Annotated in this window: 20 protein-coding genes; 17 read left to right on the top strand and 3 right to left on the bottom strand. The window is 67.7% G+C overall.

The features are described 5' to 3' along the window. Positions 1-58: 58 nt before the first annotated feature. Entirely contained in the window at positions 59-886 is an 828-nt protein-coding gene (locus tag ACWF99_RS18975) for an HAD family hydrolase (protein ID WP_378637961.1), read from the top strand. A gap of 74 nt (positions 887-960) precedes the next feature. Here ACWF99_RS18975 and ACWF99_RS18970 read toward each other — a convergent pair whose 3' ends face one another. Continuing rightward, complete coding sequence (locus tag ACWF99_RS18970) at positions 961-3,321, bottom strand: N-acetylmuramoyl-L-alanine amidase (protein WP_452536989.1); 2,361 nt, start codon at positions 3,319-3,321, stop codon at positions 961-963. Between the two features lie 216 nt (positions 3,322-3,537). Between ACWF99_RS18970 and ACWF99_RS18965 the strand changes: the two genes are divergently transcribed. Then, on the top strand, positions 3,538-5,037 hold the full coding sequence (locus ACWF99_RS18965; protein ID WP_452536988.1) for a SpoIID/LytB domain-containing protein: 1,500 nt from the start codon (positions 3,538-3,540) through the stop codon (positions 5,035-5,037). A 37-nt stretch (positions 5,038-5,074) separates the two neighbouring features. On the opposite strand, the gene ACWF99_RS18960 is transcribed toward ACWF99_RS18965, so the two are convergent. Next, positions 5,075-5,575: a MarR family winged helix-turn-helix transcriptional regulator gene (locus tag ACWF99_RS18960; protein ID WP_378637969.1), complete on the bottom strand. Its 501-nt coding sequence runs from the start codon at positions 5,573-5,575 to the stop codon at positions 5,075-5,077. A gap of 104 nt (positions 5,576-5,679) precedes the next feature. Between ACWF99_RS18960 and ACWF99_RS18955 the strand changes: the two genes are divergently transcribed. Then, the gene (locus ACWF99_RS18955) at positions 5,680-6,696 is read left to right on the top strand and encodes an EamA family transporter (RefSeq protein WP_452536987.1); all 1,017 of its coding nucleotides are present in this window, start codon (positions 5,680-5,682) and stop codon (positions 6,694-6,696) included. Between the two features lie 12 nt (positions 6,697-6,708). Here the strand turns inward: ACWF99_RS18955 and ACWF99_RS18950 are convergent, their stop codons facing one another. Then, a complete protein-coding gene (locus ACWF99_RS18950) occupies positions 6,709-7,335 on the bottom strand; it encodes a TetR/AcrR family transcriptional regulator (RefSeq protein WP_378637974.1) in 627 nt (208 codons plus the stop codon). Positions 7,336-7,438: 103 nt separating this feature from the next. Between ACWF99_RS18950 and ACWF99_RS18945 the strand changes: the two genes are divergently transcribed. From ACWF99_RS18945 to ACWF99_RS18880, 14 genes are all read left to right on the top strand, one after another. Then, the gene (locus tag ACWF99_RS18945; RefSeq protein ID WP_378637977.1) at positions 7,439-8,149 is read left to right on the top strand and encodes an SDR family NAD(P)-dependent oxidoreductase; all 711 of its coding nucleotides are present in this window, start codon (positions 7,439-7,441) and stop codon (positions 8,147-8,149) included. 55 nt (positions 8,150-8,204) lie between these two features. Further along, entirely contained in the window at positions 8,205-8,963 is a 759-nt protein-coding gene (locus ACWF99_RS18940; protein ID WP_378637979.1) for a MerR family transcriptional regulator, read from the top strand. A gap of 111 nt (positions 8,964-9,074) precedes the next feature. Further along, positions 9,075-9,485: a hypothetical protein gene (locus tag ACWF99_RS18935; RefSeq protein ID WP_378661256.1), complete on the top strand. Its 411-nt coding sequence runs from the start codon at positions 9,075-9,077 to the stop codon at positions 9,483-9,485. 79 nt (positions 9,486-9,564) lie between these two features. Continuing rightward, entirely contained in the window at positions 9,565-10,110 is a 546-nt protein-coding gene (locus tag ACWF99_RS18930; protein WP_378637984.1) for a hypothetical protein, read from the top strand. 80 nt (positions 10,111-10,190) lie between these two features. After that, positions 10,191-10,841: a hypothetical protein gene (locus ACWF99_RS18925; protein WP_452536986.1), complete on the top strand. Its 651-nt coding sequence runs from the start codon at positions 10,191-10,193 to the stop codon at positions 10,839-10,841. Between the two features lie 109 nt (positions 10,842-10,950). After that, entirely contained in the window at positions 10,951-12,189 is a 1,239-nt protein-coding gene (gene glf / locus ACWF99_RS18920) for a UDP-galactopyranose mutase (protein ID WP_378637990.1), read from the top strand. Continuing rightward, positions 12,186-14,108, top strand: a complete 1,923-nt coding sequence (locus ACWF99_RS18915) for a glycosyltransferase (protein WP_452536985.1) — start codon at positions 12,186-12,188, stop codon at positions 14,106-14,108. Before glf ends, ACWF99_RS18915 begins: the two co-directional genes overlap by 4 nt. Before the next feature lie 26 nt (positions 14,109-14,134). Continuing rightward, a complete protein-coding gene (locus ACWF99_RS18910) occupies positions 14,135-14,695 on the top strand; it encodes a phosphatase PAP2 family protein (protein ID WP_378638104.1) in 561 nt (186 codons plus the stop codon). Positions 14,696-14,721: 26 nt separating this feature from the next. Beyond that, entirely contained in the window at positions 14,722-15,654 is a 933-nt protein-coding gene (locus ACWF99_RS18905) for a decaprenyl-phosphate phosphoribosyltransferase (RefSeq protein ID WP_378637995.1), read from the top strand. A gap of 4 nt (positions 15,655-15,658) precedes the next feature. After that, positions 15,659-17,554, top strand: a complete 1,896-nt coding sequence (zomB, locus tag ACWF99_RS18900; protein ID WP_452536984.1) for a flagellar motor control protein ZomB — start codon at positions 15,659-15,661, stop codon at positions 17,552-17,554. Between the two features lie 233 nt (positions 17,555-17,787). Further along, positions 17,788-18,858, top strand: coding sequence for an alpha/beta hydrolase (locus ACWF99_RS18895; RefSeq protein ID WP_378637999.1), 1,071 nt, complete (start codon positions 17,788-17,790; stop codon positions 18,856-18,858). A 301-nt stretch (positions 18,859-19,159) separates the two neighbouring features. After that, positions 19,160-20,221: an alpha/beta hydrolase gene (locus ACWF99_RS18890; RefSeq protein ID WP_378638002.1), complete on the top strand. Its 1,062-nt coding sequence runs from the start codon at positions 19,160-19,162 to the stop codon at positions 20,219-20,221. Positions 20,222-20,524: 303 nt separating this feature from the next. Further along, the gene (locus ACWF99_RS18885; protein ID WP_452536983.1) at positions 20,525-21,529 is read left to right on the top strand and encodes an alpha/beta hydrolase; all 1,005 of its coding nucleotides are present in this window, start codon (positions 20,525-20,527) and stop codon (positions 21,527-21,529) included. 203 nt (positions 21,530-21,732) lie between these two features. Then, positions 21,733-23,526, top strand: coding sequence for an alpha/beta hydrolase-fold protein (locus ACWF99_RS18880; protein WP_378638007.1), 1,794 nt, complete (start codon positions 21,733-21,735; stop codon positions 23,524-23,526). The last annotated feature ends 104 nt before the right edge of the window (positions 23,527-23,630 follow it).

Raw genomic sequence — 23,630 nt, 5'->3', positions numbered from 1 at the left:
CCTGATCATAGGGACAGTCCGGCGTCCCCGCGTGGCGACGTGCGGCAGGATAGATGGGATGACGCACCTGCACCCGAAACCGCTGCTGGTGGCCAGCGACGTCGACGGCACCTTGATCGACGATTCCGACAAGATCTCGGCGCGCACCAAAGCGGCCGTCGGGGCCCTCGTCGCCGACGGCGCCACCTTCGTGCTCGCCACCGGCCGCCCGCCGCGCTGGATCGACCCGGTCGTCAGCGAACTCGGGTACGCACCGCTCGCCATCTGCGGAAACGGCGCGGTCATCTACGACAGCGCCACCGATCGGGTGCTGTCGAGCCACACCCTCGACGTCGAGACCCTGAGCTGGCTGGCAGACATCGCCGAGCACGCGCTGCCGGGTTGCGGCCTGGCCACCGAGCGGGTCGGGGCCAGCGCGCACGACGCCGTTACCCCGCAGTTCGTCAGCTCACCGACCTACGAACACGCCTGGCTCAACCCCGACGACACCGTCGTCTCACACGCCGAGGTGATCGACTCACCCGCGATCAAAATGCTCATCCGGCTCAGTTCGGCCCGCAGTTCCGACATGCGCGCGGCGCTGGCTCCGCTGATCGGCGACCGCGCCGAGATCACCTACTCCACCGAGAGCGGGCTGATCGAGCTGGCGGTGCCGCAGGTGACGAAGGCGTCCGGGCTGGCCGAGGTCGCGCGCCGGATCGGCGCCGAACATTCGTCGATCGTCGCCTTCGGCGACATGCCCAACGACGTACCGATGCTGGCGATGGCCGGGCACGGCGTCGCGATGGGCAACGCCCATCCCGAGGCCCGGGCGGCGGCCGACGAGGTGACCGGCAGCAATATCGACCACGGTGTGGCGATGGTCCTCGAACGCTGGTGGAGATAGCGCCAGCGCTCCATAAAACGGCCGGTGCCCCTCGCTCGGAGGGTGCACCGGCCGTTCTTCGCCGTGACCGGGGGTTAGCCGATCGGGGCGGGTTCGGGAGCCGGCGGGTCTGCCGGAACCTGCTCGAGGGGGATCTGTTCAGCGGGTACAGGTGGGGCCTGCGGTTCCGCGGGGACCTGTGGGTCGGCCGGCGCCGGCGCCGGAACCGCCAGTCCGAGCGTCGGGGCGGTGGGGGCCTGACCCGGCTTCGGCTGACCGTTCATCTCCTGCTTGTAGGTCTCGTCGTAGGTCTTCCAGAACGTCGTGACGATGCCCGTGAGCTCGTTGAGCACCAGTGAACCGTGCTGGAAGTCGGTGCGTAGACCGTTCGGGACGAGATAGGAACTCGCGGTCGGCAGGCCGAGGACGCCCGAATCGGCGCCCAGGCTCAGATACTTGTCGAGAATCGCGCCGACCACCTCGAATACCTGACCGCCCTCGCCCGAATAGACGAAACCGTTGGCGAACTTCGCGTACTGGCGGCCCTGCGCGCCCGAGATCAGGTCCGACTGCGGTGCGCCGAGCGGACCGTCGACCCCGCCCTTGGCGACCCAGTGCTTGGCGATCGCGTTGTCGACGGACAGGCCGAGGAACTTGTCCACCATCGCGCCCAGTTCGGCCATATTGCCCTGCGGTGCACGGGCTTGCTGGCTCGGCGGACGGTTCACCGTCGGGGGCGAGGTGTAGGTGCCGGAATTGCCCGCCGCGATCCCGCGGATGCGATCCATCAGCGCGTAGGCGGCGTCTCCGGGGCAGTCGGTGTTGCCGACATCGCGGTGGGCGAACACCACCGGCAGATCGACCGCTTCGTCCTGGGCGTACGGCGTGAACTCGGTGCCCTCGGAGTACATCGTGGTCGTGCCCTTGGGATCGATCCCGGCGAGCTTGGCCCGCCAGCCGATGAACTTGCCGATCGCGTTGATCGCCTCGTTGCTCGGCTCCTCGGTCTCGTAGTTACCCATCAGCGCCACACCCGCGGTGTTCTCGTTGAATCCGCCCGCGTGCGCGCCCTGGACCGCGCGGTCGAGGCCACCGTAGCGGCCCTCGAAGATCTGGCCGTACTGGTCGACCAAGGCGTTGTAGCCGACGTCGCACCAGCCGAGCGTCTCGGCGTGATAGGCGTAGATCGCGCGGACGATGCCCGCGGACTCGGAGCGGCTGTAGTCGTTGCGACCGGCCGTGTGGTGCACGGTGATGCCGCCGACGCCGTCGTCGTAGGTGGGTTCCTCGCAGCGGATCGACTCGTCGGCACCCCACTGCGCGCGGGTGATGACCCTCGGTCCGCCACCGGGCAGCGCCGCGGCGACGTCGTTGAGCGCGGCATCGATCGCGGCCCGCCCCGGATTGATCAGGACGGCCTTGAGCGCGGCCTCGGTGAGGTGGGCCGGGTCGTGGTCCGGGCCCGCGGTGGGCTTGCGGGTGACCAGCATCTGCACCGCGGTGGTCTCGCCGACGTAGATCGGTTCGGTGCCGGTGGGTGCGTCGGCCGGGGTCTGATCGGTGGCCCTGGTATCGACCGGATCGGCGTTGTACCAGGGGCCCCAGTTGCCGTCGAGCTGGCGAGCTCGCAGCTTGGTGGTGGTGTTCGCCATATCGCGGGCGGTGACGGCGACCATGCTGAACGGGGTGTCCTGGGTGAGTTCCTTGACCTGCGCGCCCACCTGGTCGATGACGTCCGCGCCGACCGCGCCCGGCGAGAGGGCGGGAGTGTCGGGGGTCGTCCCGGGTTCGAGGTTTTCCGGGTCGGCGATGAACTTGGCTCCACCGGAACGGCTTCGGGACACCGGGGCGCCGGTCGCGGGCGCGGCCGGAGGCTGGGCGGCGGGCGCCGGTGTGGCCGAGGTCGGCGTGGCTCCGGCGGGAGCTTCGGGTGCGCCCGGAGCGGGTGCGCCCGGCGCGGGAGGTTGGGCTTGGGGTGTCGCGGCCGGCGCAGGCGGCGCAGGCGGCGCGGTCGGGACCGATGTGCTCGGGACCGGGGGGCGCGCAGGCGTTGCGGCCCCAGGTGCCGCGGCGCCCGGCGTGGCCTGCTGCGTCGGGGTCGGCTGCGGCTTCGTCGGCAGCTGCGGCAGCTGGATCTCCGTGGGCAGCGCCACGCCCGGGGGCACCGGCAATCCCGGGGGGATCGGGATCGAGCTCGGCAGCTGCAACATGCGCAGGTCCGAGAGGTGCAGGTCGGGCAGGTCGAGGCCGGTCAGGTCACGCAGCGGGACCGTGATGTCGGGAGCCGAGGTCAGCGCGACCTCGGCCAGCTGCGTCGGCACGGCCGCGACCTGGGAATCGTTCGCGCTGCGGTAGTCGGTCGAGTCGCTGAGGGCGAACGCGCCGATCGGTGCGGCGACAACAAGGGTCGTGACCACCGGGAGCACGTAGGAACGTTTCGGCTTTCGGTATCGCACGTGCGACTCCTATCGGGTCGAGCTCGTGTTTTTCCGCGCATGTGATGCTTGCTTCCTCTAACCTCACGCATCACACTAGTTAACATACGTCACACATCTCAACCTCAACTCGAGACTTATGTGATTGCTCGAATGTAGCCCTCGGATCCCGCTAGGCGACGACGACATGCCGACGCGAGCTCCGCCGGTCGAACCGCGAAACCGTGGGAGCGCAGTATGAGAGCGGACACCAAGATCACCCGCAGTACCGGCCGTGGCACCCGTCGCCGGGCCGTGCCGATGATCCGGACCGTGCCGCTGCCGGTGCTGGTCAGCGGAACTGTGCTGGCGATGGCCGGGGCGATCGGGCTGTGGCAGATCGTGCCGGGGCAGATCACGCCTACCGTCGGGGCAGGACACGGTCGCGGCATGAGTCAGGTCGGGGCCTTCGACAACGCGCGGGCGGGCTGGACGGCCGAGGAGATTCTCGGGCACTACTACCCCGGGGCTGATCTCGGGCAAATCGGCCCGACAACGATCGGTGTCCGGCTCCAGGCGCAGGACGACGCCACCCTCGACACCTTCGCCGCCGCCGGTGCGCAGGTCGCCGGTCGCACGATCGGACCCGGCGACGCGGCCCATCTCACCCCGCTGCCCGACGGCGGGGCGAACGTGGTGGTGACCGCGGGCTGCGACGGCGAAGTTCTGTGGCAGGCCGCGACCGACGATCCGTTCGTCTACCCGGTCGGCGCCGGTGCGGGCAGACCCGCCGACGAACATCTGACCCTCTGCGGCGGCACCGCCTACCGCGGCGCGCTCGGGGTGGCGCTCGAAGGCGAGTCCTTCCGCACCGTCAACCAGGTGGACCTAGACGACTATTTAGCCGGCGTACTACCCGCGGAAATGCAGGCCAACTGGGCAGACCAGGGCGCCTTCGAAGCCCTACGCGCGCAAGCGATCGCGGCCCGCTCCTACGCGCTCGCCGAGAGTCGCTACGCCTACGCGCAGACCTGCGACACCACCGACTGCCAGGCGTATCCCGGTACGGTGAAAGAGGATTCGCGCAGTACCGAGGCCGTCGCCGCCACCACGGGCACGGTGTTACTGCGTGACGGGCAGATCCTGCGCTCGGAATACTCGGCGGCGCCGGATGGCGGTAGGCCGGCCGATATTCAGACCTTCGAGGTCGGACCGGCGCCCAGCGAACTTGTCGAATCCGCGCCCGCCCCAGTGGTTCCCGCGGCACCCGCCCAGCCGGATCTGACCATCGAGGCACTGGCGGGTGAGTCGGTGATCGACACTGAGTACCGGCGGATCGGCGGTGCGAGCAGTTCGGTGGGCGAGCCGATCGGTCCGGAAATGCTGCTGCCGCAACGGGCGGGCACGTATCGGCTGTACACGAACGGTGTGATCGTCGCGACGAAGACGCTCGGCGCGCAGGTCGTCGACTTCTCCACGCTGCTCCAGCTCGTTCCGGACGCGGGTGACCAGTTGCCCGCGACGGCTTCGGGCCGGCCCACGCTGACGATGCCGGAAGGCGCTGTCCCCCAGGTCGTTTCACCGGGCAATCCGCAAGGCGTGCAGTTCCCTTCGGATGCCGAGGTCAGGGGCGAGCCGGTACACGGTCCGGTGAATCCCGCTGCGCCCGGCGCACACATCGGGGTACCACGCAGCCCGGCCGTGGATGGGGTACCACACGGCCCAGTCGCCGTCCCCGGTGTGCACGACGGGGAGTAGACGGCCGCAAACGCTGGGCCGCTCCGCGTGGGTCGGGTCAGTCGAGCGTCGTGTCGTCCAGCGCGACGGCCAGGGTGCGCAACAGGTCGGCGAGCTGCTCGCGGTCCGTGGCGCCGAGGGCGGAGAGCAGGCGCTGCTCGTTGGCCACATGCAGCGGCAGCAGCCGGTCGACGAGTTCGCGGCCCTCGGCGGTGAGCCGCACGAAGACCGAGCGGCGATCGTCGGGGGAGGGGACGCGCCGGACCAGGTTCTTCGCGGCCAGGCGGTCGATCCGGTTGGTGATGGCCCCCGAGGTGACCATGGCGGCGCGGTTGAGCGCACCGGCGGTGAGGCCGGTCTCGCCGCCGGAGCGACGCAGCGTGGCGAGCACGTCGAACTCCCAGAATTCCAGGCCATGACCTGCGAAGAAGCGTTTCAGATCCTGTTCGAGGACACGCGAGAGCCGGGTGATCCGGCCGACGATCGCCATCGGTGACACGTCGACATCCGGGCGCTCGATGTTCCAGTGCTCGGTGATCAGGTCGACCGCGTCGCGCATCTGCGTTTTCCTCTCGGTTGAAACTCTTAATGTTCATCTACTTGACGCAGAGATACCTGGGCGAGTAGATATTTCAACGTTGAGATTATCAATCAGGAGTGAACATGACGACCGCAACCCGCTCCACCGGCTACGCGGGCACCCTCGCGCTCACGGCTCTCACGCCGATCGTGTGGGGCTCCACCTACGCGGTGACCACGGAATACCTGCCCCCGGACCGGCCGCTGTTCACGGCGCTCATGCGCGCGCTCCCCGCCGGATTGATCTTGCTCGCGCTCACCAGGGTGCTGCCGCACGGCAAGTGGCTCGGTCGGGCCGCGGTACTCGGCGTGCTCAATATCGGCGCGTTCTTCCCGCTGCTGTTCCTGGCCGCGTACCGGCTGCCCGGTGGTGTCGCCGGGGTACTCGGCGCGGTGGCGCCGATGTTCGCGCTCGGATTCGCGGCGGTGCTGCTGGCCGAAGCGCCGACGCGGCGCAAGGTGATCGCGGGCGTCGTCGGGGTGTTCGGCGTCTCGCTGGTCGTACTCCGTGGCAGCGTCGAACTCGATCTCCTCGGTGTGGTCGCCGGTCTCGCCGGTGCGGCCTCGATGGGCGCGGGAACCGTGCTCACCAAGAAGTGGGGACGTCCCGACGGTGTCGGCCCGCTGGCGATGACCGGGTGGCAGCTCACCGCGGGCGGGCTGTTCATCGCGCCGCTCGCCCTGCTCATCGAAGGCGCGCCGCCCGCGCTCGACGGAGAGGCCGTCGGCGGCTACCTGTACCTCGGCATCATCGGCACCGCGCTGGCCTACTGGCTGTGGGTCCGCGGAATCTCGCGGGTGCCGGCGACTTCGGTGTCCTTCCTCGGTCTGCTCAGTCCGGTGTCGGCCGCGGTGATCGGCTGGATCGCGCTGGGTCAGGCGCTGACCGCGCTGCAGATCCTCGGCCTCGGTGTCGCGCTCGCGGCTACCGTCTTCGGGCAGATGCCGTCCAAGTCTGTCGACGGCCCCGTCGCAGATGTGGCGGGAGAACAGGATTCGCCTGCGGGTGTGGCGCCGGATCCGGCCGAGTGGCGCACTGATGCCGAGCCGACCGTGAATTCGGGTGCATCGGAGCTGGTTTCGGCGACAGTTCGGGTCTGAGCGCTGATCGGGTCAGCCGCGCATCGCCTGCATCAACTGGTCCTCGGTGAGGGCCGGAACCGGCAGGGGGTGCGCGGCTTTCGCGCGTAGGCCGTCGAAGATGAGGGCGAGGTTGCGCCGCCAGAGGTCGGGGGCGACGGTGCTGGTGGCGGCGAGAACGCTGATGTGGGACCAGGTGATGAAGGCGATGTCCTCGAGGGTCCAGTCCGGGCGAAGGGCACCGGCTTCCTGGGCGCGGACGATGATGCGGCGCATGAGGCTGTGGCCGTATTCGCGTGCGTGCTCGACGGCGGCGCTGGGGGGATTTCGCAGGGCGAGGTCGCCGAGAATGCGGTCGGACGCCTGGAGTTCGCAGATCTTCTCGACCAGAAAGACGAACGACTCCCACGGGTCGGTGATGTCGAGTGCTTGTTCGGCGACCCGGCCGCCCGCTTCCAGCCGGTCGGCGACGGCGGCGGCGATCAGTGCGTCGCGGGTGGGGAAGCGGTTGTAGAGGGTGCCGATCGCGACGCCCGCGCGGGCGGCGATGTCCTTGAGCGGGGCGTCGAGCCCGCGTTCTTCGAAGATCTCGCGGGCTGCCGTCACCAGCGCGACGCGGTTGCGTTCGGCGTCGCTGCGCAACGGCTTGTCCTCGGGCATCCGCTGATCCTACAAATCCGATGGCCGAAATATCTTGAGCATGGGTTCAACTCAGTGCTACGTTCGGCATAACTTGAACCAACACTCAACTTAGGGGTATCGGATGAGCACGCTCGCGATCTTCGGCTACGGACCAGGACTCGGCGCCGGGACAGCACGACACTTCGGCCGCAACGGTTTTCGGATCGCGGTGATCGGCCGCGACCCGGTAGAACGGGCCGCGGCCCTGCGTGCGGAGGGCATCGACGCCGAACCGTTCATCGCCGACGTCACCGATCCCGCGCAAGTGCTCGACGTGATCGGCCGGGTCGAGGAGAAGCTGGGGCCGATCGACGTCGCGCTGCATTCGGCGGCCGCCGATATGTCGGTCCGCAGCGCCACGACCATCGACGTCGACCTGCCGTCCCTCGCGCTGCCGATCGCGCTCAAGGTGCACTCGCCGATCCTTCTCACCCGCGCTCTGCTGCCCGCGATGCTCGCCCGCGGCAGTGGCACGTTGCTGTTCACCTCCGGCGCCTCCGAGGAGTATTTGCAGCCCTACCTGGCCAATGTCGGGGTCGCGCTGGGGGCCCAGCGCGCCTACGTGCGGCAGCTGGCACGCGAAGTGGAAGGCAGCGGCGTCTATGTCGGGCTGTTCGCCATCGGCTCGCTCATCGAGAACAGCGCGGTCCAGTCGGTCATCGACGCCGACCCCGACCTCGTGCCCGCCGGGCTGGTACTGCCGCGGATCGGCAATGCCGAGCTCGGCGCGCGGTTGTGGCAGATGTACACCGAGCGCGACACGGTCGAGGTCGAGGTCGGTTTCGCCTCTTGACATTGACGTAGCGTCAACTTGCAAAGTGGAGGTACCGACGAGAAAGGAGCAGGTCATGGTGGGTGAATGGTCCATTCAGGACCTCGCGAAGGCCGCGGGAACCACCAGTCGTACGTTGCGCCACTACGGGCAGCTCGGGCTGTTGGAGCCGAGCCGGATCGGGGCCAACGGCTATCGCTACTACGACCAGACCTCCCTTGTTCGGCTACAGCGAATTCTGCTGCTGCGCGAACTCGGCCTCGGCCTTCCCGTGATCGCCGAGGTCCTCGCCGGGGAACAGGACACCGCCGGTGCGCTGCGCACCCATCTGGAACTGCTTCGACAGCTGCAGGATCGGGTGGCGCGACAGATCGAATCGGTGTCGACCACTCTGCACAAGACGGAAAGAGGTGAACCACTCATGGCCGCAGAGGTTTTCGATGGTTTCGACCACACGCAATACAAGGACGAAGTCACCGAGCGCTGGGGTAAGGAGGCCTACGAGAGCGGCGATCGCTGGTGGCGTTCGCTGACCGAGGCCGAGAAGAAGGGCTTCCAGCAGACCCAGCTCGACATCGCCACCGACTTCGGAAAGGCCTTCACCGCAGGACTTCCCGTGGAAGGTGACGTCGTCCAGGCGATCGTCACCCGGCATCGCGCCTGGCTCGGCGTCGGCACGCAGGGCAAGGCGGTATCGAACGAATACCTGCTCGGCCTCGGCGAAATGTACGTCGCCGACCCCCGCTTCCGGGGCAACTACGACGTGCACGGCGAAGGCGTGGCCGAGTACATCCTCGAAGCCTTCCGCGCTTACGTCGCAGCTCATCCCGCCTGAGCGGTTGACGGGCGCACGATCGGGTAGTGAGGTGACAATCGCCCACACAGTGCTCGATCGGGCGTCGCGCCGTATAACTGACGGCGACGTCGAGAAACAGCGGGGGCAGTGGTGGAACAGGTGCGGCCGGAGCGGCCTTCGCGTGCGGTGACCGCGCTGATCGCGGGCTGGCTCGGGGTGCTGGTCGGCGCGGCGGGAATCTTCGTCGGCACGGCGACCGCCGTACTCCGCGTGCTCGGGCGCGAGATCGACCTCGACTACGTGGGCGCGGGGATCGTCGGCGGGCTGGGGGTGGTGTATCTGCTCGGGGCGGTGCTGCTGTTGCGGCGGCGAATGCTCGGCAGGCGACTGCTGCTCACCATGGCCGCGGTGATGGCGGGGGCGACGTTGCTGGTCGTCGTACTCAACGGGGCCAGTCATGGCTGGCGGTTCGGGCCGCTGGACGCGTGGCTGGCGCTCAACGTGGTGATCCTCGCGCTCAGCCTGAGTGAGCCGACGCGGCGCTGGACCATCACGCGATAGGCCGTGGCGGTGGCGGTCGGCTCGACGCGCGTGGTTCTCGAACTCGGTACGCCGCGGCTGATGGCGCTACGGTCGGGGGATGGTCGTGCTGGAGACGAAGTCGAAGAGCGGTGAGGTGGCGGCGATCGTCGCCGTGTGCCTCGCGGGAATCGCCGCCGCGGCGAATCTGGTGGGTGCGGTGGTTCTCGTGCGGTCGTTCCTGAGCGATCCCGGCGAACTCGACGACTCGCTCACGCTGTTCGCCACACTCGGCGCGCTGGTCTCGATGTTCGCGTTCGCTTACGGCGGCCTGCTTCTGGCGCGCAGGGACGACACCGGGCGCTGGGTGATCGTGGTCGCCGCCGGCGCGCAGCTCGCCCTCGGCGTGCTCGGCCTGCTCGCCACGCTCGTGAACTACGACTCCGGGTACGGAATCCACTGGTTCGCCGACGAACCCGTCATCCGCTCGATTTCGACCGGCCTCGGCGGGGTACCCGGCGCGGTGACGGCGATCGTGAATCACAGTTGGGCGGCGGCACTTTCGGGCGCGCTGTTCGCTGGGCTCGTGCTGTTGTCCGCGGCGCTGCCGTGGACCGCGGCCTACACACTCGCTCGCCCGGACGATGTTGTCGGACCGAACGTATAGTTTCAGCAGGTCAGCATTGCCTCGGGGGCCGGGAAACGAGATAGCGGCTAGAGGGACAGCTCGCCAGGAGGGGGAACACCATGGGGTATCCGTACGGCCCACAGCAAGGCTATGACCCGTACGCGGGGCAGGGGTATGCGCAGCCTGGCTACGGACCCGACCCGTACGGCGGTCAGCAGGGCTATCCGCAGCCCTACGGCGCACCCGTCCAGAATGGTTATGGCGCACCGGCTTACGGCGCCGCGCCCTATCCGTACGCGCCGGGCTACGGCGAGCCGCGAGCGGGCGGCGGCACGGCGATCACCGCCGCGGTCATCTCACTGCTGCTGTCACTGCTCGCACTGGCCGGCCTCGGTATCGCCGCGGTGATCCTGTTCGGCGAGAACACCGGGAGCGCCGCCGGGGACGAGGTCCGATCCGCGGCGACCGTCAGCCTGCTGGTCGGGGCCGCGGTGGGCCTGCTGTGGTTGCTCGGCGCGATTCTGCTGTTCCGTCGCAAGACCGCGGGCCGGGTGATCCTCATCCTGCTGTCCACGCTTGCCCTGATCTTCAGCGCGATATCGATCGCGGCGGCGGTCTCGAGCGGGTCGGAAGAGCCTGCGGTCACCCTGATCGGCGGCATCATCACCAGCATCATCCCCCTCCTGATCCTGCTCCTGGCCGCCGCACCGTCCACGGGTCGCTGGATCCGGGCCGGGCGGCCCGGCGCATACCCGCCGCAGGGGTACTGACAGCGTCTGCTGGGTCGGTCGCTTTCCGGAGGGATGGATCGGCCCTGGTCAAGGCGTGGTCGGAGACTCCGCCGGGACAAACTGTGGTCTTCCGATACGCTGGGCACCCGTGACCGCCGCATCGTCCTCGGGTAACTCCGTCAACGCAGATTCCAATGCCCCGGCAAACCAGTACGACCTGATCGTGGTCGGCTCCGGTTTCTTCGGGCTGACCGTCGCCGAGCGTGCAGCGAACGTGCTGGGCAAGCGGGTATTGGTGATCGACCGCCGCTACCACCTGGGTGGCAACGCCTACTCCGAACCCGAACCGGAAACCGGTATCGAGATCCACAAGTACGGCGCCCACCTGTTCCACACGTCGAACAAGAAGGTCTGGGACTACGTCACCCAGTTCACCGAGTTCACCGGGTACCAGCACCGGGTGTTCGGGCTGCACAAGGGTCAGGCGTACCCGCTGCCGATGGGCCTCGGCATGATCTCGCAGTTCTTCGGCCGCTACTTCACCCCGGAAGAGGCCCGCAAGCTCATCGCCGAGCAGGCCGCCGAGGTCGAATCCGCCGACGCGCAGAACCTCGAGGAGAAGGCGATCTCGTTGATCGGGCGCCCGCTCTACGAGGCGTTCATCCGCGACTACACCGCCAAGCAGTGGCAGACCGACCCGAAGGAACTGCCCGCGGGCAACATCACCCGCCTGCCGGTGCGCTACACCTTCGACAACCGCTACTTCAACGACACCTACGAGGGTCTGCCCAAGAACGGCTACACGAAGTGGCTGGAGAACATGGCCGCCTCCGACCTCATCGAGGTCAGGGTGAACACCGACTGGTTCGACGTGCGTGACGAGCTCGTCGCGGCGAACCCGGAAGCACCCGTCGTCTACACCGGCCCGCTGGACCACTACTTCGACTACGCCGAGGGCGAATTGGGCTGGCGCACCATCGACTTCGAGACCGAAGTCCTCGAGACCGGTGACTACCAGGGCACCAGCGTCATGAACTACAACGACGCCGACGTCCCGTTCACCCGCATCATCGAGCCGCGCCACTTCCACCCCGAGCGCGACTACCCGACCGACAAGACGGTCATCATGCGCGAGTTCTCCCGCTTCGCGCAGACCGGCGACGAGCCGTACTACCCGATCAACACCCCCGAGGACCGCGCCAAGCTGCTGGCCTACCGCGAGCGGGCCAAGCAGGAGACCGCCGAGAAGAAGGTGCTGTTCGGCGGCCGTCTGGGTACCTACCAGTACCTGGACATGCACATGGCGATCGGTTCGGCGCTGAGCATGTTCGAGAACGTGCTGCGTCCGCACCTGGAGTCCGGCGCGCCGCTGGTGGACGAGGCATGACCACAGCGATGCTCGAAGACGTGACCGCCGAAACTCGCGCCATCTCGCTGCTGCAGCGGGTCATCCTGCCGCGGCCGGGTGAGCCCCTCGACGTGCGGACCCTCTACCTGGAGGAGTCCACCACCAACGCCCGTCGCGCGCACGCCACCAGCCGCACCGCGCTGTCGATCGGCGCGGAGTCGGAGGTGTCGTTCTGCACCTACTTCAACGCGCTGCCCGCCAGCTACTGGCGTCGCTGGAGCGTGCTGAAGTCGGTGGTCCTTCGCCTGGAACTGGCCGGGCACGGCCGCGCCGACGTCTACCGGTCCAAGGCCGACGGTTCGCGAATTCACGTGCAGGGCAAGGAGTTCGCCGTCGCGCAGGGCGCGGACTCGGTGGTCGTGGAGTTCGAAACCGATCTCGGCCCGTTCGAAGACGGTGGCTGGATCTGGTTCGACATCACCACCGACACGGCCGTCACGCTGCTGGCCGGCGGCTGGTACGCACCGCAGCAAGCGGCGGGCACCGGGTCGATCGCGGTCGGCATGCCCACCTTCAACCGGCCGACCGACCTGGTCAAGACGCTCGGCGCGCTCGGCTCGGATCCGTTGGTGCTCGACAACATCGCCGCGGTGATCGTCGCGGACCAGGGCAACCGCAAGGTGGTCGACGAGCCCGGTTTCACCGAAGCCGCCGCGACTCTCGGCGACCGGCTCTCGATCTGCGATCAGCCCAACCTCGGTGGTTCCGGCGGATACAGCCGGGTCATGTACGAGGCGCTCAAGACCGACGCCGAGTACATCGTCTACATGGACGACGACATCGAGATCGAACCCGACTCGATTCTGCGTGCGCTCGCGTTCTCCCGGTTCGCGAAGTCGCCGCTGCTGGTCGGTGGGCAGATGCTGAACCTGCAGGAGCGTTCGCACCTGCACAGCATGGGTGAGGTCGTCGACCGCGGGATCTTCATGTGGTCCTCGGCGCCCAATGTCGAATACGACCACGACTTCTCGAAGTACCCGCTCAAGGACCGCGACAACTCCAAGCTGCTGCACCGGCGCATCGACGTCGACTTCAACGGCTGGTGGACCTGCGTGATCCCGCGTCAGGTCGCCGAACAGATCGGTCAGCCGCTGCCGCTGTTCCTCAAGTGGGACGACGTCGAGTACGGCCTGCGCGCCCGCGAAGCCGGCTACCCGACCATCACCCTGCCGGGTGCGGCCGTCTGGCACATGGCCTGGTCCGACAAGGACGACGCCATCGACTGGCAGGCCTACTTCCACCTGCGCAACCGCCTCGTGGTCGCGTCCCTGCACCTGCCCGGCGACGGCAAGCCGATGATCGTGAACACGATCAAGGCAACCCTCAAGCACCTGCTGTGCCTGGAGTACTCCACGGTCGCCATCCAGAACGAGGCGATCCGCGACTTCCTGGCCGGTCCAGAGGGTCTGTTCGACCTGCTGCCCACCGCGCTGGGCAAGATCCACGGCATGCGCAAGGAGTTCCCGGACGCCGTGGTCGTGCCCTCGTCCACCGAACTGCCGCTGGCCAACCGCCACGGCGTCGGCGCGGTCGGCGAACCGGGCAACCCCATCGCCAAGGTCGCGCGCCTGGCCAAGGGTGTGGTGCACAACTTCCGCAAGGCCGATCCGGCCGCCTACGAGACGCCGCAGCTCAACGTGCCGACACTGGACGCGCGCTGGTACCTGCTCTCGCAGGTCGACGGCGTCACCGTGACCACCGCTGACGGCCGCGGCGTCGTCTACCGCAAGCGCGACCCGCGCCAGGCCCGCGACCTGCTCAAGGAAGCCATGCGCCTGCGCAAGGAACTCACCGCCCGCTTCCCGGAGATGCAGCAGCGCTACCGGGCCGCGCACGCCGAGCTCACCAGCACGGCGGCGTGGGAGAAGACCTTCGGCCTGAACGGAACCGAGAAGTGACCGACACCGAACTGCCCGAGCTCGAGATGGCCGAGGAAGGCTGCTGCGGCGGCTGCGATTGCAGCGGCGACTACGTGGAGGTCCCGGTCGAGGTCGCGATCCTCAACGCCGTGCAGGGCACCATCGGCAGCAGCCCGGCCGTCGTCTCCGCCGCGCGCGGCATGTCGCACTTCGGCGAGCACGCGCTCGGCTGGGTCGGCATCGCCGCCGCGGGCTGGCTGGTCGACAAGCCGCGCCGCCGCCAGTGGGCCGGTGTCGCGGTCGGCGCGGTCGGCGCGCACGCCGCGTCCATCGTGATCAAGCGGATCGTTCGCCGTCCGCGCCCCAACGATCCGTCGGTGCAGGTCAACGTGTCGACGCCGAGCAAGCTGAGCTTCCCGTCCTCGCACGCCACGTCCACCACGGCCGCGGCGGTGTTGCTCGGGCGGCTGACCGGGCTACCCTTGCCAGCGGTGATCGTCCCACCGATGCTGCTGTCCCGAGTTGTGCTCGGGGTGCATTACCCTTCCGACGTGATCGCCGGTTCCGCTTTGGGGGCCGCGTCGGCTGCTGCCGTGCTAGCCGCCGAAAAGAGACTCCGACAGTGACCGCAACTGAAAGAACTTTGGCCCAGATGAGCGAAGAACCGTCCGCCGCCGTCCTTGACGAGGGTGCTGTGAAGGGCCCGCCGAAGACGCTGCTCGGTGGTGTCATCAAGGCCATGCGCCCACGTCAGTGGGTCAAGAACGTCCTGGTGCTCGCCGCACCGCTCGCCGTCGGGCCGGAAGCGGTCGGCGACGCGGGCGTGCTCGTGCATGTCGCGATCGCGTTCATCGTGTTCTGCATGGCGGCCTCGGGCATCTACCTGGTCAACGACTCGCTCGACGTCGACGCCGACCGGGCGCACCCGACCAAGCGGTTCCGGCCGATCGCGGCGGGCGTCGTTCCTGTCAACCTGGCTTACGCGCTGTCGGCGGTGCTGCTGGTCGGTTCGATCGCCGGTTCGTTCCTGGCATCGTGGCACCTGGCCGTGGTGATGGCCATCTACATCGGCATCCAGCTGGCCTACTGCCTCGGGCTCAAGCACCAGGCCGTGCTCGATATCTGCATCGTGTCCTCGGGCTTCCTGCTGCGCGCCGTCGCCGGTGGCGCGGCGGCCGGAATCGCGCTGTCGCAGTGGTTCCTGCTGATCATGGCGTTCGGCTCGCTGTTCATGGCCGCGGGTAAACGGTACGCCGAACTGGCGATCGCGCTCGACACCGGCGCCAAGATCCGCAAGTCGCTCGAGTACTACACCCCGACCTACCTGCGCTTCATCTGGACGCTCGCGGCCACCGCGGTCGTGGTCTTCTACGGCCTCTGGGCCTTCCAGCAGGACTCGGCTCGAGACACCCAGTGGTACTCGATCTCGATGATCCCGTTTACCATCGCAATCCTGCGTTACGCGGTCGACGTCGATGGTGGCGAGGCCGGTGAACCCGAAGAGATCGCGTTGGGGGACCGCATCCTGCAGTTCCTCGCTATTGCCTGGATCGGAGCGGTAGGTGTCGCTGTCTATCTCACCTGACGAGATGTTGGTAGCGGAGCAGGATTCAACCGAAGACGAGCAGCTACGCGACGACGAGTCGCCGCGTCCTGACGCGCGCTTTCCGGTTCTGTCCCGCGCCATCTTCGTCGGTGGGGTGGTCGCCACCGCCGCGCTGTTCACGGTGGGTGCGTGGCAGCGGCGCTGGATCGCCGATGACGGCCTGATCGTGCTGCGCACGATCCGCAACCTGCTCGCGGGCAACGGCCCGGTCTTCAATGCCGACGAGCGGGTCGAGGCGAACACCAGCACCGCGTGGACCTACCTGGTCTGGTTCTTCTCCTGGCTCACCCAGGCCCGCCTCGAGTACGTGGTGCTCGGGGTGGCGCTGGTGGTCTCGGTGCTCGCGGTGGTGTTCGCGATGCTCGGCACCGCGCGGCTGTGGGGCGGAACCAGCGGTCAGCTGCTGATTCCGGCCGGTGTGCTGGTCTACATCGCGCTGCCGCCCGCGCGTGACTACGCGACCTCCGGGCTGGAGAGCGGCCTGGTGATCTGCTGGGTCGGGCTGCTGTGGTGGTTGATGATCCGCTGGAGTCAGGCCGCCGTCGTCCGCGTGCCGAGCCTGCTGGGCCTGGTGTTCCTGGCCGGGCTCGCGCCGCTGGTTCGTCCCGAGGCCACGCTGATCGGCGTGCTCGCGCTCGGGATGATCTTCCTGGCGCCGATGCCCGCGTTCCGGTTCGGGCCGATCGCGCTGCGGGCGCTGATCGTGTTCGTCGCCGGGATCGTGCCGGTGGGGTACCAGATCTGGCGGATGGGTTACTACGGCCTGCCCTACCCGAACACCGCGGTCGCCAAGGACGCGGGCGGGGCCAAGTGGGGGCAGGGGGCCATCTACCTGTGGGACCTGGTCGGACCGTACTACCTGTGGATTCCGCTGCTCGTGCTGCTGATCGCCGGCGTGGTGGCCGGGGTCGCGCGTGGCTTCGCGCTGCCGCGGTTCTCGGTGGCGGGCCTGCGTGCGTGGTTGCGTTCGCCGAGTGCGGTCGTGGTGATGGTGCTCGGCAGCGGTCTGCTGCTCACCGTGTACGCGGTGCGCGTCGGCGGAGACTTCATGCACGGCCGGATGCTGCTCACCCAGCTGTTCCTGCTGCTGTTGCCGGTGGCCGTGGTCCCGATTCCGGTGCGATCGCGGCGCAGCGACTGGTCTGTCGCACTGCTGTTGATCGCGCTGCTGGGCACCGCGGGCTGGTCGCTGTACGCGTCGAACACGACGGCGATCACGACCGGCACCAAGATCCGCTCGTCGGGCATCGTCGACGAGCGCATCTACTACGTCCTCAACACCGGCCACGACCACCCGATCCTGGCCGAGGACTACCTCGACTACCCGCGCATGCGGGCCATGGTCAACGACATCGCCGCCAACCCCAAGGGCGGCCTGCTGCTGAACTCGCCCGCGTTCACGTTCTGGTACCTCGACCCGCCGCCGGAGCCGATCCCCGAGGAGGGTTCCGGGCACACGGTCTACTTCCTGAACCTGGGCATGACGAGCATGAACGTGCCGCTGGACGTCCGCGTGATCGACCCGATGGGCCTGGCCTACCCGCTGGCCGCGCACTCGGACCGGCTCGCCGACGGCCGCATCGGCCACGACAAGAGCCTGCTGCCGGACTGGGTCGTGGCGGATTCGGGCATGGTCGACATCCACCCGTGGATGCCCTGGTACATGGACGAGAAATGGGTCACCCAGGCGCGCACGGCGATGTCGTGCCCGCAGACCCAGGCGCTGATGATCTCTGTGCGCGAACCGCTCACCTTGGACCGGTTCAAGCACAACTTCCGCAATGCCCTCGCCTTCTCGAAGTACCGGATCGACCGGGTCCCCAAGTACGAAATCCAGCGTTGTGGGCTGGTTGATCCTTTCCCGGAGCCCCCACGCTGAATCGGCCCGGCCGGTCGGTATCGACACCCGTCGACCTATGACACACACCGGCTGGCCAGGCCTTATTTAGTGGTGTTCGCCGCTAAATCACTTTTCGGTAACGCCAAGCTATGTATGTAGCGATATGGTCACTGGAGGAACGGCCCGTCGGCGCACTGGTGTGCCGGTAACTAGTCGGCGGTCATTGCAACCGCGGTTCCGCGCGAACCGCATGAGGAAAGGCCCATAACAGAATGCGTGGCGGACGTCTCAGAGCCCGGGGAGCCGGCTGGCTCAAACGATCGGTGCTTCTCTCCCTGGCTGTAGTGCTGCCGATCGGTGCGGCTGTGGCCGGTCCCACCGGCACCGCGACGGCGGCCTTCGATCCCACAGGTTTCGACTTCTGGGTCGACTCGGAGATGGGCCCGATCAAGTCGCGGATCTTCCGCGCGGCCGATGGCAACACCAATCGGGTCGTGTACGCGCTCGACGGTATGCGCGCAGGCGACGACCTCAGCGGCTGGGAGAAAGACACCAATGTCGCCCGCGCGTTGATGGACGCCAACATCAACGTCGTGATGCCGGTCGGCGGCCAGTCCAGCTTCTACGCCGACTGGAACGCGCCGAGCAGCTTCTTCGGCCTCGACGCCGGTTCGGGTGGTAGCTCCACCGGTTCGGCGGCCACCGGTTCGGCGATGACCGGTTCGTCGGTCGCGCCCACCCAGGTGGCAGGCAAGAAGAACACCTACAAGTGGGAAACCTTCCTCACGAGCCACCTGCGCAACGCGCTGTCGGCGCGCTTGGGCTTCAACCCCAACAACAACGGCGTGTTCGGTCTGTCGATGGGTGGCTCCGCCGCGCTGACGCTGGCCGCCTACCACCCCGACCAGTTCAGCTTCGCGGGCTCGTTCTCCGGGTACCTGAACATCTCGGCGCCCGGTATGCGTGAAGCCATGCGCGTGGCGATGGTCTCGGCGGGCGCGTTCAACATCGACGCGATGGCGCCGCCGTGGGGCCAGCAGTGGTTCCACATGGACCCGTTCGTCTTCGCCCCGCGCCTGGTCGGCAACGGCACCCGCATCTGGGTCTCCGCGGCCAGCGGCATCCCCGGCGCCGGTGACGTGTCCAACCCGATGGAGATCGTCCAGGGCGTCCCGCTGGAGCTGCTCGCGATGGTGAACAGCCGCGCGTTCCAGGTCCGGATGGCCACCCTCGGTGGCGGCAACGCCCACTTCGACTTCCCGATCACCGGCGTGCACAACTGGCGCAACTGGGAGACCGAAGTCAACCGCATGATCCCGGACCTGTCCGCGAACATCGGCTAGTCACTCCAGCTCGACCCGAAAACCGCCCGGTGCCTCGTCAGCGCCGGGCGGTTTTCTTCGTTTTCGTCACGATCCGAGCCACAGGCGGTGACGAATCATGTGCGACAGATCACCGGGAGTTGTGCTCTGGGTCACTTTCCAGCAACATGTAGACCATTCGTCACCGATTTATACACAGTGAGCATGCGTCGAGGTTGAATCGTCCGTTTTGCCCTGGATTGGTTTCTCTCGACGTCCGATGAGGGATCCGACTGCGTAGCTCGGGATTTGCGCGTTCGGTCTGCGAGAAAGGTCTAGTCGAATGCGAACACTGCGCCGCAAGCGTAGGCCCGTGAAGACCGCCGCCCCCGGTTCGTGGGCTCGGCGCTGGGCCGCGGGCGTATCCATGGCTCTGCTCGTTCCGATCGCGACGGCCGTCACCGGAGGGATCGCTCCCGCCTCGGCCGGCTTCAACGGCAATGCCTTCGATTTCTGGGTCGATTCCGGGATGGGTCCGATCAAGTCGCGCGTGCTGCGCGCCGCCGACGGCAATACCAACCGGGTCGTCTACGTTCTCGACGGCATGCGCGCACCGGAGACTCTCAACGGCTGGGAGATCGAAACCGATATCCCCAACGCGCTCGCCGCCGCGAATATCAATGTGGTGATGCCCGTCGGCGGCATGTCGAGCTTCTACGCCGACTGGAACGCGCCGAGCGATTTCTTCGGTATCGCGGGCAACGGCGCGCCGTCGTCGGGTTCCGGCGCGGGCAACGCGCTGGCCGGTGGGCCGGGCAAGAGCTACCGCTACCAGTGGGAATCGTTCCTCACCGGCGAACTGCGCAACGCTCTCGCCGACCGCCTCGGCTTCAACCGCTTCCGCAACGGCGTGTTCGGCCTGTCGATGGGCGGCTCGGCCGCGCTGACGCTGGCCGCCTACCACCCGGACCAGTTCTCCTTCGCCGGTGCGTATTCGGGGTACCTGAACATCTCGGCGCCCGGCATGCGCGAGGCCATCCGGCTCGCGATGCTCGACGCGGGCGGCTACAACGTGGACTCCATGGCACCGCCGTGGGGCCCACAGTGGCTGCGGATGGACCCGTTCGTGTTCGCCCCCAACCTGGTAGGCAACAACACCCGGCTGTGGATAGCGGCGGGCTCAGGCTTGCCGACCAGTACCGACGGCCCGAACATGGGCACCGTCAACGGGATGGCGCTGGAAGCCTTGGCGCTGGCCAACACCAAGGCTTTCGAAGTCAGGATGGCGACTCTGGGCGCCCGTAACGTCACCTACTCTTTCCCGGCCTTCGGCATCCACGCCTGGAACAACTGGAATGACGAAGCACTGCGGATGATCCCGGATTTGTCGAACAACATCGGCTAGCCGATCTGATCTTCACAAACGCCCGGCGCATAACTGCGCCGGGCGTTTAATTTCTCCCGTCGGCCCCTCGCCGCCCAGGTCTACCTGGGTTGACCAACCCTGCCCGACACGCCGCCCATACGGGCATTTCACAGCTGAGTTCTGTTGGCCTTGCGGTTAATTGGCGGGTCGAATATCCTCCAGCGAGCGTAAGTGTGACCAGATCGTTGTTTCATCCGTCTGATCGACCGGGCTGTCGGGGCCGCGTCGAGGACGGCAGACGAGGCTGGCATGCCATAACAGCAGAAAGAGAGCGGAATTCACATGCGTTTCGGCAAGGCCGTCGCGCCGGCATCTCGTAGTTGGCGTAATCGAATTCTAGCTGTCGGCGCTGCAGCCCTTGTGCTGCCGATCGCCGCGGGAGCGGCCCCGACCGCGCTTGCCGCACCGTCGGTGTCGGCACCCGTGTTGCGCGCACCGGCCGGTGGCTACGAAGAACTCATGGTGCCCTCGAAGATGGGCCCGGTGAAGGTCCAGGTGCAGTGGGCGCGCAACGGCGGCAACGCCGCGCTCTACCTGCTCGACGGCCTTCGCGCCCGGGACGACCGCAACGCCTGGTCGTTCGAGACCAACGCGATGCAGCAGTTCAGCAACGACAACGTCACCCTGGTGATGCCGGTCGGTGGCCAGTCCAGCTGGTACGCCGACTGGACCGCCGCCAGCAACACCAACGGCCAGAAGACCACCTACAAGTGGGAGACCTTCCTGACCGAAGAGCTCCCGGCCTTCCTCGAGGGCTACGGCGTGTCCCGCTCGAACAACGCGGTGCTCGGCCTGTCGATGTCGGGTCCGGCCGCGCTGCGCCTCGCCGCGCTGAACCGCGATCAGTTCAAGCACGCGTCCTCGCTCTCGGGCCCGCTGAACTGGGGCGCTCCCGGCATGCGTGAGGCCATCCGCGTGATGATGCTCGACGCGGGCCGTTTCAACGTCGACGCCATGGCCGCGCCGTGGAGCTCGGCGTGGCTGCGGATGGACCCGATGGTGTTCGCGCCCGAGCTGCGCGGCCTGCCGATGTTCATCTCCTCGGCCAACGGCCTGCCCGCCCAGCACGACAAGCCCGCCGGCCTCGGCGGTGCCTACAACACCGCCAACGCGATGGGCATCGAGGCCATCTCGTTCGTGAGCACGCTCGCGTTCCAGCGTCGCCTCAACACCCTCGGCATCAACGCCGTCTACGACGTCGGTGCCGCCGGTACCCACTCGTGGAAGTACTGGGAAGACGAGCTGTGGAAGGCGCGTCCGCACATCCTGAATGCACTGGGCGCCTAGTAGTTTCCGCTCAGCAACAACTCGAAGACCGGCTCACCCCCAGGGTGGGCCGGTCTTTTTGCTGTGCACACGGCTCGCGTGTCCTCCCCAGTTATCGCTCATTACTGCGGTACAACCGACGGTGATGCTGTGTCCCAATTCCGGGATGAGGAGGGTCGCGTGTGATGAAACATCGTGTCTCGGTTCATAGTGTTTCAGCGCCGATGCGGCGGATCCTCGGCATCGCGGCCATGGCGGCGGCGCTGCTCGCGCCGACGGTCACCGTTCCGGCGCAGGCGCAACCCGCGGTGTCTGCGGTGCAGCGGGTGGACTGGCTCTCGGATCGGCGGGTGGCGCTGTGGGTGTACTCGGCCGCCATGAAGACCCCGATCCAGGTGCAGATGCTGTTGGCGCGGGACTGGAATGTGCGCCCCGACGCGAAGTTCCCGATGATGCTCATGCTCGACGGTCTGCGCGCGCAGGACGACGAGAACGGCTGGACCAAAGACGCCGACGCCGAGGGTTTCTACGCCGACAAGAACGTCAACGTGGTGCTGCCGGTGGGTGGTCAGTCGAGCTGGTACTCCGACTGGCTCGCGCCCGACAACGGCTTCACCTACAAGTGGGAGACCTTCCTGACCAAGGAACTCCCGCCGATCCTGGAACGCGATTGGCGAACCACGGATGTGCGTGGCGTACAAGGACTTTCGATGGGCGGCACGGCGGCGATGAACCTCGCCGGCCGCAATCCGGGGCTGATGAAATACGTGGCCTCGTACTCGGGCCTGCTCACCACGACGACACTCGGGATGCCGCAGGCGATCACCTTCGCCAACAAGGACGCGGGCGGTTTCGACGCGGGCGCGATGTGGGGCCCGCCCGGCAGCCCCGAATGGGAGGCGCACGACCCGTACCTGCTGGCCGACAAGCTCAAAGGTGTGAGCATGTACGTCTCCAGCGGCAGCGGCCTGGCCGGCTCGCACGATCAGCTCGGCGAAGTGCCGTTGATGAGCGAGAACTGGGCGGGCACCGGCCTGGAGATCCTCTCGCGCCTGTCGACCCAGAATTTCGTCGCCAAGCTGGAGAAGCTGGCGATCCCGGTGCAGGCGAACTACCGGCCCGCGGGCACACATACCTGGCCGTACTGGGATTTCGAGATGCGTCAGTCGTGGTCGCAGGCCGCCGCGGCGCTCGGGACCGATCCCGGCGGCGCCACCTGCACGCTGGGTGGGGCGATCGCCGGGGTCGCGCAGGCGGCCAACTGGCTGGGTAACTGCCTCACCGCCGAATACCCGGCGGGCACCGGAATGGTGCAGGACTTCCCGAACGGCAGGGTCTTCCATTCCGCGGCGGCGGGCACGCACGCGGTGGCCGGGCGCATCGGCGGTACCTACGCCGGTGTCGGCGGACCGTCCTCGCCGCTCGGCATGCCCACCGGCGGCGAGCACGGCCTGCCCGACGGGCGTGGGCGCATGCAGACGTTCGAAGGCGGCTCGATCTACTGGACCCCGCAGACCGGCGCGCAGGTGATGCGAGGCGCGTTCCTCGAGGAGTGGGGCAAGCAGGGTTTCGAGGGTGGTCCCGCCGGCTACCCGGTGGCCGCCGAGGCGCGCACACCCAGCCGTGACGGCTCGGTACAGGCTTTCGAACACGGTCCGATGTTCTACAGCCCGGCCACCGGCGCACACCGGGTGCAGGGTTTCGTCCTGGACAAGTACAGCCAGCTCGGCTTCGAGAACAGCCCGCTCGGCTTCCCGGTCGCCGAGGAGGCGCCGCTGAAGGATCTCGGCCGCTTCAGCCGGTTCGAGGGCGGCAACATCTATTGGAGCCCGCTCTCGGGCGCCTGGTCGGTGCGCAACGGCGCGCTCGCCGACGCCTGGGGCGCGCAGGGGTTCGAGAACGGCAGGCTCGGGTATCCGGTGAGCGACGAGTTCGTGGTTCCCGGCGGAATCCAGCAGAACTTTCAGACCGGGTTCATCGTGGTGCGAGACGGCAAATCCGAAGTCCACGGGGTGTGAGCTCGGGCTGAGAACTCTCTGAGCTTCGCCGCGCAGTGCCCGGCAGTGCCGATCCTCCGGCTAGCCTGGTCTGCGACCGCTTCCCTGACGAACGATCGAGGAAA

This window comes from Nocardia sp. NPDC055002, assembly GCF_053608825.1.
The sequence above is the reverse complement of the archived record's forward strand: the minus strand, read 5'-3'. Positions and strand labels throughout refer to the sequence as shown.